General features: G+C 54.0%; 15 protein-coding genes. 8 read left to right on the top strand and 7 right to left on the bottom strand.

The features are described from left to right. Positions 1 to 22: 22 nt before the first annotated feature. Genes DF283_RS11155 through DF283_RS11140 form a run of 4 tightly spaced genes read right to left on the bottom strand, consistent with a single transcriptional unit; the run spans position 23 to position 4,978 of the window. Entirely contained in the window at positions 23 to 1,342 is a 1,320-nt protein-coding gene (locus DF283_RS11155; protein WP_303674950.1) for a DEAD/DEAH box helicase, read from the bottom strand. Between the two features lie 47 nt (positions 1,343 to 1,389). Then, positions 1,390 to 1,554, bottom strand: a complete 165-nt coding sequence (locus DF283_RS11150; protein WP_303674949.1) for a hypothetical protein — start codon at positions 1,552 to 1,554, stop codon at positions 1,390 to 1,392. Beyond that, on the bottom strand, positions 1,551 to 4,115 hold the full coding sequence (locus DF283_RS11145) for a DEAD/DEAH box helicase (RefSeq protein ID WP_303674948.1): 2,565 nt from the start codon (positions 4,113 to 4,115) through the stop codon (positions 1,551 to 1,553). Before DF283_RS11145 ends, DF283_RS11150 begins: the two co-directional genes overlap by 4 nt. Beyond that, positions 4,115 to 4,978: a purine-nucleoside phosphorylase gene (locus tag DF283_RS11140; protein ID WP_303674947.1), complete on the bottom strand. Its 864-nt coding sequence runs from the start codon at positions 4,976 to 4,978 to the stop codon at positions 4,115 to 4,117. Before DF283_RS11140 ends, DF283_RS11145 begins: the two co-directional genes overlap by 1 nt. A 156-nt stretch (positions 4,979 to 5,134) precedes the next feature. Between DF283_RS11140 and DF283_RS11135 the strand changes: the two genes are divergently transcribed. Continuing rightward, complete coding sequence (locus tag DF283_RS11135; protein WP_303674946.1) at positions 5,135 to 6,469, top strand: thymidine phosphorylase; 1,335 nt, start codon at positions 5,135 to 5,137, stop codon at positions 6,467 to 6,469. A gap of 134 nt (positions 6,470 to 6,603) precedes the next feature. On the opposite strand, the gene DF283_RS11130 is transcribed toward DF283_RS11135, so the two are convergent. From DF283_RS11130 to DF283_RS11120, 3 genes are all read right to left on the bottom strand, one after another. Continuing rightward, entirely contained in the window at positions 6,604 to 6,819 is a 216-nt protein-coding gene (locus DF283_RS11130; protein ID WP_303674945.1) for a helix-turn-helix transcriptional regulator, read from the bottom strand. A gap of 240 nt (positions 6,820 to 7,059) precedes the next feature. Further along, positions 7,060 to 8,043 carry a metallophosphoesterase gene (locus DF283_RS11125; protein WP_303674944.1) on the bottom strand — a complete coding sequence of 328 codons (984 nt, stop codon included), beginning with the start codon at positions 8,041 to 8,043 and terminating at the stop codon, positions 7,060 to 7,062. Between the two features lie 44 nt (positions 8,044 to 8,087). Continuing rightward, positions 8,088 to 9,053: a metallophosphoesterase gene (locus tag DF283_RS11120; protein ID WP_303674943.1), complete on the bottom strand. Its 966-nt coding sequence runs from the start codon at positions 9,051 to 9,053 to the stop codon at positions 8,088 to 8,090. Positions 9,054 to 9,353: 300 nt separating this feature from the next. Here DF283_RS11120 and rpsE point away from each other — a divergent pair, with 300 nt between their 5' ends. The 7 genes from rpsE to infA are packed head-to-tail and all read left to right on the top strand — an operon-like array spanning position 9,354 to position 14,020. Beyond that, entirely contained in the window at positions 9,354 to 10,049 is a 696-nt protein-coding gene (gene rpsE / locus DF283_RS11115) for a 30S ribosomal protein S5 (RefSeq protein ID WP_443083016.1), read from the top strand. A gap of 28 nt (positions 10,050 to 10,077) precedes the next feature. After that, positions 10,078 to 10,287, top strand: coding sequence for a 50S ribosomal protein L30 (gene rpmD / locus DF283_RS11110; RefSeq protein ID WP_303674942.1), 210 nt, complete (start codon positions 10,078 to 10,080; stop codon positions 10,285 to 10,287). A 2-nt stretch (positions 10,288 to 10,289) separates the two neighbouring features. Continuing rightward, entirely contained in the window at positions 10,290 to 10,805 is a 516-nt protein-coding gene (gene rplO, locus DF283_RS11105) for a 50S ribosomal protein L15 (RefSeq protein ID WP_303674941.1), read from the top strand. 40 nt (positions 10,806 to 10,845) lie between these two features. Then, a complete protein-coding gene (gene secY, locus DF283_RS11100) occupies positions 10,846 to 12,177 on the top strand; it encodes a preprotein translocase subunit SecY (RefSeq protein ID WP_303674940.1) in 1,332 nt (443 codons plus the stop codon). 28 nt (positions 12,178 to 12,205) lie between these two features. Then, positions 12,206 to 12,994, top strand: coding sequence for an adenylate kinase family protein (locus tag DF283_RS11095; protein ID WP_303674939.1), 789 nt, complete (start codon positions 12,206 to 12,208; stop codon positions 12,992 to 12,994). 2 nt (positions 12,995 to 12,996) lie between these two features. After that, positions 12,997 to 13,758, top strand: a complete 762-nt coding sequence (gene map, locus DF283_RS11090; protein ID WP_303674938.1) for a type I methionyl aminopeptidase — start codon at positions 12,997 to 12,999, stop codon at positions 13,756 to 13,758. A gap of 46 nt (positions 13,759 to 13,804) precedes the next feature. After that, the gene (gene infA, locus DF283_RS11085; protein ID WP_144102307.1) at positions 13,805 to 14,020 is read left to right on the top strand and encodes a translation initiation factor IF-1; all 216 of its coding nucleotides are present in this window, start codon (positions 13,805 to 13,807) and stop codon (positions 14,018 to 14,020) included. Positions 14,021 to 14,037 lie beyond the last annotated feature (17 nt).

Here is a 14,037-nt window from a genome sequence, read left to right as displayed (position 1 = left end):
CGGGGGGGCAGGCTCGGGGAGTTTAACTTTCCGCCGTGGTGGGTGCGGCAGCAGCCCCGGCTGGGCCCGCAACCGGGTTCGGCTTACCGGAACCGGATCGACGGGGACGGCGTTTTTGTCCATTGGGATGCTGCCCGTTGGGCTTTTGTCCGCCACGACCGTGAGAATAACCGGCATTTCCCGCCCCTTGATAACGTCCATACCCTTTGGGAGGGGCGTCCTCAAACTCCAGTTCGCAACTGGGGTGCTTTTGCAAGCCCATCTTCACCCGACGTTCCAATTGCTCCAGAGCCCGTTTTTCAAAGGGATTAAAAAAGGTCATGGCCACACCGGTCTCGCCTTTACGGGCCGTCCGTCCGATGCGGTGGATATAGGATTCCGGGTCATGCGGGGGGGAGAAGTTAATGACATGGGTCAGATTATCCACATCAATGCCCCGGGCCATAATATCGGTAGAAACCAGCAACTTGAGCTTGCCAGAACGGAAAGCATCCATCACCTGATCCCGATCGCCCTGAGCCATGGCCCCGTGCAAGCAATCGATGGGGTAGTAATCCCGCATTTTACGGGTCAACAGCACCACATCCCGCTTGGTCTGGCAGAACACAATGCCGTACATATCCGGGTGATCTTTCACAATCCGGCGCAGCAGGCGATGCTTTTCCTCGTCTTTCACGATGTAGTAAAGCTGCTGGATATTTTCCGCCGTTTTGGTTTGCGGCTGAATCCGCACTTCTTCCGGGTGGTACATGTACTGATCGGCGATTTTGCGAATCTCTGGAGACACGGTGGCCGAAAACAGCCAGGTTTCCCGACCGCCGGGCAAATGCTTGAAGATGGATTCGATATCGGGTCGGAACCCCATATCCAGCATCTCATCAGCTTCATCCAGAATGACCATGCGGGTTTGAGACAAATCCATGGTGACCTGCCCGATGTGATCCAGCACCCGGCCGGGCGTTCCCACGATAATCTGGGCCTTGCGCTCCCGCAGGGCTTCTTTTTGCACAAATACGTTTTCCCCGCCAAAAATGGGCAGGGCCTGAATGCCCTTTTCAGCGCCAATGCGGTTCAGCTCTTCGGCGATTTGCTGCACCAATTCACGGGTGGGCCCCAGAATCAGGGCATCAATGTTGCCACTGCCCGCTTGCAAGCGGCTAATCAGCGGAATGCCGAAAGCGGCGGTTTTACCGGTTCCGGTAGGCGCCTGGCCTAAAAAATCCTGTCCGGTCAATAGTTTGGGAATAGCCATTTCCTGAATGGGGGTCATCTCCTGATAACCCATCTGATCCAGGGATTTTAAAACAGCAGCATCAAGGGGGAGGGTTTGAAATTGAGTCATAAAGTTAATTGTACACCTGTTGGTTTGGATTGAGCAGGGGGAAGTCCTTAACGAATACTATCCTGCCGCATCAGTTCTGTAAAATAATCTCGCACGGTTCCCAACGGACGAAAATCCGGCAATTTGGACCGAACAACCCCATCGGACTCCGTCCCTTCCGCGCTCGCCGAAGTCTCATTGGCTTTGGGCTCCAAGTTTTTGGGATCATTCATGACTGGGGTAACTCCGGGGTCTGGGGCAAAGCCTCTTGGAAACTGTCGACGCCAAGCGTGGCTTCTGGTTCCGATTCTGATTCCTCAGCGGCATCAGCATTTACGGCCAGGTTTTCAGAGGCGCCATTAAGTGAATCAACACTGGGAAACGGCAATAATTGCCCCGCCTCGGTGGCAGGCTCCACCGGCGATGTGGCTGCCACCGCCACGCTCACCGGCTCTTCAATCAGCTCGATTTCCTTGATGGGTTCCCGATCAATCAGCTTCAGGGCCTCTTTGGCGGTCAGGCGAATGTTCAGGGGCAAGGTATCAATGCGGCTGATTTGCCGCAGGATATCGGCGGTACGCCGCAGTAAGCGCACAATATCGCCTTCCCCGATATTGGTAATACCCGTCAGGCGTTCCCAGGCCCAGCCCATGGCCCAGGCTTCCACCAGCCCGCTGGCCACCGGGTTCAGAATCAGGCCCACGGCCACCTTGTGCTTGCGTTGCAGACGATCCACCCGCTGCAAGAGCAGATCCACCTTGTTTAAGGCCTCTCCCACCGCATTGGACAAGTGGAATTTGACGTATAAATTCTCCCGGTTGCTGTCGTTCAGCAAGGCGGATACCAAAGCGGCCAACTGCGGGGCCGTCAGATCATCAATCACCCCAACGGCCAGCAGAATTTCAGCCATGGCATACTCGTTCTCCGAGCGAATCTGGGCGGTCAGCTCCCCACGACGAGTGGGTTTGTCCTGCTCGTTCAGGTATTCGGTCTCTCGCAGCAAGGCGTAAATGTTCATAAAGCGCCGCCAATGGGTATTATTCTCTTCCTCCAGCAAGCGATTCACCGTCTTCAGCTTGCGCTGCTCCCGCTGAATGCGCTCCTCCACCCGCTCGTGCTTGCGTAGCACATCGCAGCGGTTACAAGGACTGCTGTTTATGGTGGCCCGAAGGTTATTCAGCTTGCCCTGCTCGTGATTCAGCTGCTTATGCACTTCCGGGGAATTGCCATGCTGTTTGAGCTGCTTCTGCAAAATGCGCACAAAGCGGGCGGTTTCATGCACCAGTTCCTTGGCCCGCAAGTAGCCGTGAAAATCCTTGTCCGTGACCCCTACCGGGCATTTGAAGCCTAACAACTGCTGTAATTCGGCCTCGTGATGGGCTTTAGACTCCTCCAGGGGGCGCAAGCGCCGAGCGGCGGTAAATTGGCCGAAACTCTGCCGAATCAGGAATTCCGCTTGCTCCAAACTGTGCTTCTGCAACAGGTTCAAAACCATGCCATAGGTGGGCGTGAACTGGCTGTTCAGGGGCTCCGGCGGGCTGCTGGCCAGAGTGGCCGCCTCTTGGGCCCCTTCGTACTGGGAACTGACGATGATCACGTAGCCCACGTCATCCATGCCCCGCCGCCCGGCCCGTCCGGACATTTGCAGGAACTCGCTGGCCGTCAGGATACGGTGCCCGTCGTTGGTGCGCTTGGAAATCTTGGTAATGACCGTAGAGCGGGCCGGCATGTTGATGCCCGCGGCCAAGGTCTCCGTGGCAAAGACCACTTTAATCAGGCCCTGCTGAAACAAAGTCTCCACCAGATGCTTCATGGCCGGCAGTAACCCGGCATGGTGACTAGCAAAGCCATTACGAATGAACTTGATCTGGGGGCTGCTCTCCAGAAAGGGATTCTGGGCCACGAACTCATCCACCTTACGCTCTAACTGTTTGCGCTCGGCGGGAGACAACAGCTTGAGGGGGAAGGTGTACTCCAAATGCTTATCGCAATCCTTGCGGCTGAAGGTAAAGAAGATGGCGGGCAGCATGTCCTTCTCCGCCATGGCCGAAATCAGCTCGTTGGGCCGGAAAAAGCGACTGCCCTTGGCGAAGCGCTGGCCCTTCAGGTCCAGTTTCAGCTTGCGATTGAGCTTTTTCTGCCCGTCAGCGCCAATGGGTTCAAACAGGGGCAGCAGGCGATCCCGATCGTAGAAGGAAAAGCGCAGCGGCACCGGACGAAAATCGCTCCAGATCAGCCGGGTATCGTGGTGTACCTCATTGATCCAGTCGGTCAGCTCCGCGGCATTGGCCACCGTGGCAGACAAGGCGATGAGCTGAATGTTGTCCGGACAGTAAATAATGCACTCTTCCCACACCGTGCCCCGCTCGGAGTCGTTCATGTAGTGGCACTCATCCAGCACCACATAGCCCAGATAGCTGAGGACACTGCTATCGCCCTCAATGCCGTACAACATGTTGCGGAAGATTTCAGTGGTCATCACAATAATACGGGCATCCCGGTTAAAGGAGGAATCCCCGGTCAGCAAGCCCACGTTGGCCTCGCCGTACTGCTTTTTCAAATCAAAATACTTCTGGTTGCTCAAAGCCTTGAGCGGCGTGGTGTAAAAGATTTTTTTCCCTTCGGCCAGGGCCCGCATGGCGGCGTATTCAGCGATGATGGTTTTCCCGCTACCGGTGGGGGCGCACACCACCACACTGTGCCCCTCGGAAATATTGCGAATGGCCTCCTGCTGGAAATCATCCAGCGGAAAATCGAGCTGGGCCTGAAAATCTTCCAGTTGAAATCCGCTCATCACCGGCCCACCTGCGACAAAGCGCCCGCAGCCTGACTGGCCAACTGGATCAAGACCCCACTGAGCAAGGTGGTAAAGCGCTGACGGGCTTGCTCGGCTGTTTCCATCACTTCCTGATGGCTCAATTTCTGATCCGACAGGCCACAAGCGGCGTTGGTAATACAGGAAATCCCCAGCACGGAAAGCCCCATGTGATTGGCCGCAATCACCTCTGGCACGGTGGACATACCCACGGCATCCGCACCCAACGCACGTAGCATGCGCACCTCGGCGGGTGTTTCGTAGGTGGGTCCACTGAGTCCGGCGTAAACCCCGGACGCCAGCTCAACACTGTTATCCTGAGCCACTTGCTGGGCCAGGACGCGGAGTGGCTTGCTGTAGGCTTCACTCATATCCGGGAAACGAGGCCCCAGACTGTCATGGTTCTCTCCCCGCAGCGGATTATCGCCCATCAAGTTCAAATGATCCTCAATCAGCATCAGCGTCCCCGGCTGGAATGCGGGATTAATGCCGCCCGCGGCGTTGGTCACAATCAAAAACTCAATGCCCAGTTGCTTCAAAACTCGCACTGGAAAAACCACCGTCTCCATGGAGTGCCCTTCATAGTAGTGAAAACGCCCCTGCATGCAGGCGATGGTAAAGCCGGGCGCCACATCCCCAATCACCAGACGGCCCGCGTGTCCCTGCACCCAGGACTTTTGGAAATGGGGAATATTTTTGTAATCGATGGCAACCGAATATTGCAAGGTATCCGCAAAGGCCCCCAGCCCAGATCCCAAGATGACCAGCCCCTTTAGAGACTGACCGGACAGGTGATTCTGGATATAGGCGACGGCTTCGGCCAATTGTTCCTGAAAAGACATGGTAAAAAATCCTGTTTGGCTTTTGGGCTATAATTTGGGGAAAGGCGCTTGTAAACGCCGCCTTCCCTTAAATCTGTGCTTTCAAAGTTTTGTTGTCCATATCCAGCCATTTACATTCAGTCGACCATATTCAGTCAATCTAGGCAGGCACTGTCCATGAACATTATTGAGATTATAGATAAAAAACGCCGGGGGTTAACCCATTCCCACGAAGAGATTGCCACTTTGGTAGGCATGATGGAGTCGGGAAAAGCCCACGACTACCAGATTTCGGCCTGGTTGATGGCCGTGTGCATTCAGGGCCTCAATATGGACGAGACCACTTGGCTGACCCAGGCCTTTGTGGACTCCGGGAAGAAAATCGACCTGTCCGAGGCTGGCGGTGTGGTGGTCGATAAACACAGCACCGGCGGGGTGGGCGATAAAACTACCCTGGCGCTGATCCCCATGCTGGCCAGCGCCGGTGTCAAGGTGGCCAAGCTCTCCGGGCGGGGGCTGGGTTTTACCGGCGGCACTATCGACAAGCTGGAGGCCATTCCGGGATTTAAAACCTCCCTCAGCGGCATTGAATTCGTGGAGCAAATCCAGAAACTGGGCATGGCCATTTCCTCCCAAACCGCCGATTTGGCCCCTGCCGATGGCAAAATGTACGCCTTGCGGGATGTGACCGCCACAGTGGCCAGTATTCCCCTGATTGCGGCCTCGGTCATCTCCAAAAAAATTGCCGCCGGGGCTGACGTGATTGTGCTGGACATTAAATATGGCTCCGGGGCCTTTATGGGCACCCTGGAAGATGCCAAGGACCTGGCCTTCACCTGCCGGGAAGTGGGCAAGCGACTGGGTAAAAGTATTTCCACGGTCATTTCCGCCATGAACCAGCCTTTGGGCTATGCCATCGGGCATAGTCTGGAAGTCATCGAGATCGTCAACCTGCTGAAAGGGCAAGGCCCGCAGGATTTAGAGGATCTGTGCGTGCGGCTGGGCGGGGTGGCCCTGATTGGCGCCGGGCGATTTGACAGTCTGGAAGAAGCCGAAAGCACCCTGCGGGCTGAACTGCACGATGGAACCGCCTTGGCCAAATTCAAGGCCCTCATTCAGGCTCAGCGGGGGGATGTAGGCATTCTGGATGACTTCAGCCTGTTACCGCAGCCAGATCGGGTACTCATGGTACCTTCGCCACAATCGGGATACATTGCCGAGATTGATGCCCTGGAAGTGGCCAAATCCGCCAAGCTGGTGGGCGCCGGTCGCCTGACCAAGGATTGCCCCATCAACCTGGGGGTCGGCGTGGTGTTGCGTAAAAAGGTGGGCGATGCCGTGAAGGAAGGTGAAACACTGGTGGAGCTGCACGCCGGGGATAAAGATCATTGGGAGGCCCTTGAAGTACTGAAAAAAGCCTTCCACTTCTCCCCCCAACCCGTCACCCTTCCACCGTTGATTGAAGAAGTGCTGGTGGGCGACGTTTGGCAAAAGCCCAGCGTACAGGTGTAAAGTCAACTTCAAAGGGCTCGGCCCCACTCGAAGTCCAGACAGCATTAGGCCATGCCCCAGGACATTCAACGCCTGTCCTTACAACGCCTGTCCTTACAACGCCTGTCCTTAATCTCAATACGGGCAGAGTCTTTTTAAAACAGTTTTTTCTGAACCGGCTCCGCCTCAAACAGGTCGCCCACCGGGCAATCCAAAATATCGCACAGCCGATCCATGTTGTCATAGCTGGGCTGCGTTCGCCCGCTGGCCCAGGAATAAACGGTCTGCTGCGGCAAGCCCAACTCCTTGGCCAGTCGGTACAGGCTCCAGTCTTTTTTTTCTTTGGCCAGTTCCTTGATTTTTACTTTCATCGCCAGAAACGCTCTTCCATCGTGGCAGGCAGTTCAAAATAAAAGGAAAGTAACGTGTTGCCTAAAGTTCGACACCTGATACGGAAAACTTTAGCCAACAATCCGATTACTTAACAAAATTATACACAAGAATCTGTTGAGTAGTAATGGAACGATGAAAAAGAATGCTCAACGTTCACGCCGGCGTCCCTAAGCAAGGCCAATCACGCCCCCCCAATCAGCGAAAGGGAAACGGCTCCGCTACAAGACACTCTCCGTGGGCGGCTTGGCATCGGTACCCGCGCGTTGCTTCTCCCAGTCAAGACAATCAATCACATCGCCGTGCCGATTGATGGCCTTGACCCAGATGTGCTTGGGCGTCACTTCAAGAAACAGGAAGTGATGCGTTTTCAGGCGCACTTCGGAATACGGCTGGATCTGCTTGAAGTTGTACAAATAGCTTCCACCGCCGCCAGAAACAATGTAACGCACGCCCTGTATGGGCGCAAAGCGTTCATAGTCGTGATCGTGGCCTGCCAGATACAAGTCCACATTGTATTTCACCAATAAAGGTTCCAGAATGGCCCGTGTTCCTTCCGTATTACCATTCCGACCGGATGAATACAGCGGGTGATGGCCCACCACCACTTTCCAGGGCGCTTTGCTTTCAGCCAGCGCTTTGGCAATCCAGGCCCGTTGCGCCGGATTGCGCACAAAATAGGTGGTATTCAGGATAAAAAAGTCTACTGGCCCCTCAGAGACCTTGTAATAATCCCCGGGCATTTTGAAGTAAGCCATTTCATCTTCTCTGTGGCCCTTGCGGTCATCATGATCCCCAATGGCCGCCAGAAACCGCATTTTTTGTGCAATCAACCCCGAATAGGGATCTTCAAAATGCGATTTGGCCAGTCTATTGATATCCCCGTTGGGATAAATATTGTCGCCCAACAGCAGGGTGAGCCCATAAGGCTTTCGGTGGCTCAGCCGGACCATTTCATCCGCCAGTCGGGCCTGAAAGGGGGTACCCTGTCCAAAGTCCCCAAAGGCGATAAAGCGCAAGGGCCGCTCCTGCGCTGGGGCTTCGGAACAGAGCAAGGGCGTCTGGGGACGGTAAAAGTCAAAATCCTCAAACCAGAATGCCCAGAAAAGCACTCCCAGCAACAAGGCCAGGCTAAGTGCGAGCAGTCCCCAGATTCGCTTGGTCCGGGTCGACTTTGGAGAGGAAGAGGAGATGCTAGAGGGCATTGTTGAGTCCGTCCCTTGTATTCTGGAGTATCTAGGCGCCAGCGCTATCGCAGCGCGGCGGATTTCGGAGTAACCACCGCGGCGGAGGGCAGTTGGGCAGGGGCATGCTTGGGCCACAAGGCCTGATCAATGATTTCTCCGGTTTTGGAAATGACCGTCAGGGTAAGTTGATTGGCTCTGGCTTCAAAATCCAGAAAATGATGGGCTTTTACGCGCACCAGAGAACCGGGCAGGGGCTTTTCAAAGTTACGCAAATAGGCGCCACCTCCGCCGGAAACCAGATGCACCACCCCTTGAATCGGCTGAAAGCGCTCATACTCATGATCGTGTCCTGCCAGATACAAATCCGCCTTTTCTTTCACCAAAATGGGCTCCAGGGTTTTACGCAATCCAGAATTCAGCCCATGATCCCCGGAAGAGTAGATGGGATGGTGTCCCATCACCACCTTCCATGGCGTTCTGGAAGCATGGAGGGCCTTTGCGAGCCAGCGCTGCTGCACTTCATCCTTGGCAAAGCGGTTGGAATCAATCACAAAAATATCAACAAGCGGCTTGTGAACCGAGTAATAATAACCGGGCATGTGGAAAAAACGCAGTTGGTCATCCTGATGACCAGCCAAGACGTCATGATTGCCCAGCGCCACAATGAACTGAACCGACTGTTCAATCAAAGGAGCATAGGTATCGGTGAAGTAGGCCTTTCCATGCTTCGTGACATTGCCATCCGGGTATATATTGTCGCCCAGCAACAATACCGCCTGATAAGGGGCTTCCTTGTAACGCTTGGCCAACTGCGCGGCCACATCTTTCTGAAAGGGGGTGCCAGCACCCCAATCGCCCATGGCCACAAATCGATAAGTGGCTCCAGCGACAGGCTTTGCCCCCTGATAGGCCGAAAGCCCATCCAAAGTAGGCCTGGACGGTGCAACCGCGTTACTTCGGGTGACAAAAGAGCCCCAAACCACCAAAAACAGGGACAGCAGAGACGCTATTAAAACAGAACGATTCATGCCACGCGTTACCTCTCTCATTGAAACGGGTGCCGAACATAGATTACCCTAAAATAGTGCCGCCACGCAAAAACAAGGCAAATTTACACAAATCTTGTCAGTACCATATGCTTTTGTTAGAGTAACAGTCCTCAATGTAGGCTTGGCCCTTAGAGTCCCCTCTAACCGTATTCAGTGTCCACGGAAGCCTTGTCTAACCCGCAGTTTTCTAACTAACCCGAGAAAAATGCGCTTTACTTCTTGCAAGCAATTGCAGCAATAGCCCTTTACATAGGAATTGAAAAGGTAATGACAAACGAAATGTCTCAAGATAACGAATTGCAACAGGAGCAAAGCCAGGTGGCTCAGGATGCTGTAACCGAATCTGCTCAACCTCAGGCCCCCGTAGCACAGCCCCCACGTGGCGGTGATCGCGGCCCCAGAAGAGGCGGCGGTCAAGGGCGTGGCCCCGGTGGCGGCCCCGGTCGTCCCGGCGATCGTCGCAACGCAGGTCCTTCCCAGGCTGAAGATGATGAGCGCAACGAGTGGAAAGAAAAGGTCATTCAAATCCGCCGGGTAACTAAAGTTGTTAAAGGCGGTAAAAAAATGTCTTTCCGGGCCGTTGTGGTCGTAGGAAACGGCAAGGGTCAGGTTGGTATCGGTATCGGCAAATCCAACGAAGTGATCGGGGCCATCCAGAAGGGTGTCGCCGCAGCCAAGAAGAGTCTGATCACGGTTCCCTTGCACAACACAACCATTCCTCACCCTGTCAAGACCAAAGCTGGCGGCAGCGTAGTGGTCCTTCGTCCCGCCTCCAAAGGTACCGGAGTCATCGCTGGTGGCGCTGCCCGTGCGCTACTGGAACTGGCGGGCATTGAAAACATCCTGTCCAAGTCCCTAGGCTCTAACTCTCCTTTGAACGTGGCCCGCGCCACTTTAAAAGGTTTGGCTGAATTGCGCACCTTCGAGCAAATCGCTCGCAGCCGTGGCAAAACCGTCAAAGAAATTCTGCTTTAATTGCCACTAACGTTGGAGAAAGTTTCAAATGTCTGCGAATAACGAACAACAAAAAAGCGATCGTCAGGTGAAAGTAACCCTGACCCGCAGTTTATTGGGCCGCCCAGAGAAGCACCGCCGCGTGGCCAGAGCTTTGGGTTTAACCAAAACCAATCACACCGTGGTGCATTACGACACGGATATCATCCGTGGCATGATCACCAAAATTTCTCACCTGCTCACCGTGGAGACCGCATAATCATGGCAAAGAAATCAACTGAAGCAGCTACCGAAAGCGCCGCTTTTCTCACATTGAGTGACCTAAAACCAGCCAAAGGCTCTGTCAAAGCCAAGTTACGGGTGGGTCGGGGTCGCGCCAGCGGCGCTGGTAAAACCGCCAACCGGGGACACAATGGTGAAGGCCAGCGTTCCGGTCGTTCCAGAAAACGTGGTTTCGAAGGTGGCCAGATGCCCGGTTATCGTCGTATGCCCAAGATCAACGGATTCCAGCTGGTAAACCCCCGTCAGTGGCTGGAACTGAACGTAGAAGATCTGGAACAAATCCTGTTACCGGAAGAAAACGAATTGACCTACGATTTGCTGCTGACCGGCGGCCTGATGAAGATCAAGCACGACGGCATCCGCATTCTGGGTAAAGGCGAAGTCAAGCGCAAGATCACCGTGGAAGCGCACTATGTGACCCCTTCCGCGCGTGAGAAAATTGAAGCGGCTGGTGGCACCATCCGTTTGATGGGCGCTGAAGCCGAAAGTAAGTAATTCGTTTCACCATACCGTGTATTTTTAAGAGGATTCTTCGGTGGCTAAGCCCAAAGCAGGCGCAATCCCGGGAGTCGGCGATATCCAGGCCATCTGGGAAGCGTCCGGCCTCAAAAGCAAATTGCTATTCACCATCACCATGCTCGCCGTCTTCAGACTGGGTGTTCAAGTACCCGTCTGGGGCGTCCACGCGGAACGGCTCCAAGGGGCACTGGGCAGTCAAATGCTCGGCTTCCTGGATATGTTTTCCGGTGGGGCGCTGACCAGTGTTTCGGTGTTGGCACTTGGGATTGGCCCGTACATTACCTCCTCCATCATCATGCAGCTTCTCACAGTGGTCATTCCACGCCTGGAGGAATTGCAGAAGGAAGAGGGTGAGGCTGGCCGCCGAAAAATCTCTCAATACACCCGCTACCTGACCGTGGTTTTGGCCATGTTTCAGGCAGGTTTGATTTTGCGTCTCATTGGCAGCGCAGGGGCCATTGATCCTGGTATCACGCCCTGGGTATTCTACGTGCAGGCTATTCTGGCACTGACCGCTGGTTCAGTCTTTGCGCTGTGGGTTTCGGAGATCATCACCGAGCGCGGGATTGGTAACGGCGGTTCGCTGCTGATTTTCTCTGGCATCCTGTCCCGCGTTCCTTTTTACTGGACTCAAACCGAGCAGCTGGTATCCAATGACGCCCAAAAAGCATTCTTTCTGGTTATTTTGCTCGCGATTTATCTGGTCACCATTGGCTTAATCATTGTGTTGCAGGAAGCCACCCGCAAAATCTTCATTGTCAGCGCCAAGCGTCAGGTGGGCAATCGCATTTACGGGGGGCAAAACACGCACATTCCTTTCAAAATTAATCCGGCTGGCGTTATGCCCATTATTTTCGCCTTTGCGGTACTTGCCTTCCCCAGCACCATTTTTGCATTCCTGCAGCAGCAAAATCCCACCGGCCTGATGCGGAATGTGCTTGACTTCTACACCATGTACCTGGCCGCAGGTAAACCCGCCTACATCGTGTTGGAATTCTTGCTCATTGTTTTCTTTACGTTCTTTTACTCGTCCATCATTCCCAGCATGCAGCCGAAGGAAATTGCGGACAATCTCAAAAAATACGGCAGCTCCATTCCCGGCGTAAAACCGGGACGACCCACGTCTGAGAAACTGGGTGAAATCCTGAGTCGCACGACATTCATTGGTGCGTTTGCCCTGGCCGCCATCACTTTAATCGCCAGCTCCGCCACCAGTATCACCGGAATCACCACCCTGCAGGGCTTGGGGGCCACCTCTCTGATCATCATGGTTGGTGTGGCTCTTGACACCGTGAACCAAATCAGGGTTCACCTATTGGCCCGCCAATACGAAGGTTTCCTCAAGTAATTACCCCGCTCCCCGCAAAGGATGACTTATGAGTAATCACAGCCCGGCTTTAAAGGACAAACTCTTATTCCCATTCGTGGCTCCTCCCAATGGTGGCAAGGGCACCCAAACCCAAATTCTCTCTGACCGTTACCATCTACCCACGTTTGACATGGGCTCCACTTTCCGGGCCATCATGAAAGAGGGAAAAGACCCCGAACTCAAGGCGGAGCTGGAGTCTTACATGAACAATGGGAAACTGGTGCCCATTGACACGGTTGTAAAGGTATTCCAAAAAGGTTTTGAAGCGCTGGCCGAGAGTCATCCTGAAGCCAAGGGCTTCATCCTGGACGGCTTTCCCCGAAACAACGAACAAGCAGACGCATTGCTAAAATTATGCCAGCACTGGGGCGCTACCCTTAGCCAAACCATATACCTGAACGTGGGTCTGGATGTGGTCAGGGCAAGAGCCACCGGCCGCCGATTTTGCTCAGAAAATACCCGGCACGTCTACAATGTCAACGATGCCCGGCTCGCACCCAGACAAGAAAAGTTGAGCGAGTCCGGCCAACCAGTGACCGACGCCCAAGGTCGGGCCATCTGGCTCTGTGACATCGATCAGGCTGAACTCATCATACGGGCTGACGATGAGCCCCAGACAGTGGACAAGCGCCTGCAGGAATACGAAAAAGAAACCAATCCACTCATCGCCTTGTTGAGAGAAAAAGACCTCATCGCCGAAATCAACGGAGAACAGGCTCCCGAAAAAGTTACTCAAGCCATTGAGCAGATCATTCACCCATTATTGGGCTTAACCACCGCTTCCCAAGGAAATTAAACATGCCGGAACGTATTGACCGCAAATCCAGACACGAAATCAGCCTGATCCGCTCGGCAGCCAAAATTAACGCAGAAGCCCATCTAGCAGTTCAGGCAGCCATCAAGCCAGGCATTTCAACGCTGGAACTGGATGAAATCGCAGAGGCTCATATCAGAAAGGCCGGTGGTGTACCTGCTTTCAAGGGACTCTATGGTTTTCCGGCCACATTGTGCGTGTCGGTCAATGAGGAAGTCGTTCACGGCATCCCTAAGTCCGACAAGATTCTTCAGGAAGGAGACGTGGTCAGCGTCGACTGTGGAACGATTTACAAGGGTTTATACTCTGATTCAGCAGTCACCTGGCCGGTGGGCACGGTAAAACCAGAAGTTTTAAAGTTACTTGCGGCCACCGAAGAGGCTTTGATGGCGGGCATCAGCAAAATGCTGCCCGGTAACCCGCTGGATGAGATTTCAGGGGCCATTGAAGACGTTTGTCTAAAATATGGCTATGGCTTGGTGCGTAACTACGGCGGCCACGGCGTGGGCAAAAAACCGCACGAGGCACCATTTATTCACAATTTCAGGACAGGCGAAGCAGGCCCCACCTTAGAAGAGGGCAATGTTCTGGCAATTGAACCCATGTTCAATCTGGGCGGCGATGACGTCTATACAGCTGAAGACGAGTGGACTGTCCTAACAAAAGATCACTTGCCCTCAGCGCATTTTGAGCATACAGTAGTTGTTGTCAAAGGAGAGCCTGAGATTCTCACCCTCCTGAAGTGATTTCCAGCACACCCAGTCGCATTATTAGGAACCTATAAAAATACTTATGGCCAAAGATGTCATTGAAATGGAAGGCACCGTCCATGAATCTCTACCCAACGCTATGTTTCGGGTAGAATTGGAAAACGGTTTGGTGATCCTGGCCCATATTTCTGGTAAAATTCGCAAAAATTTTATTCGTATTCTGCCTGGCGATAAAGTCAAGATTGAATTGTCGCCTTACGACCTCACCCGTGGCAGAATCACCTATCGTCTCAAGTAAAGTCCATCCCCCATAAA

The organism is Vampirovibrio chlorellavorus (assembly GCF_003149375.1).
GTDB lineage: Bacteria > Cyanobacteriota > Vampirovibrionia > Vampirovibrionales > Vampirovibrionaceae > Vampirovibrio > Vampirovibrio chlorellavorus_B.
Note: the sequence above shows the minus strand (reverse complement) of the source record. Positions and strands in the feature narration are given on the sequence as shown.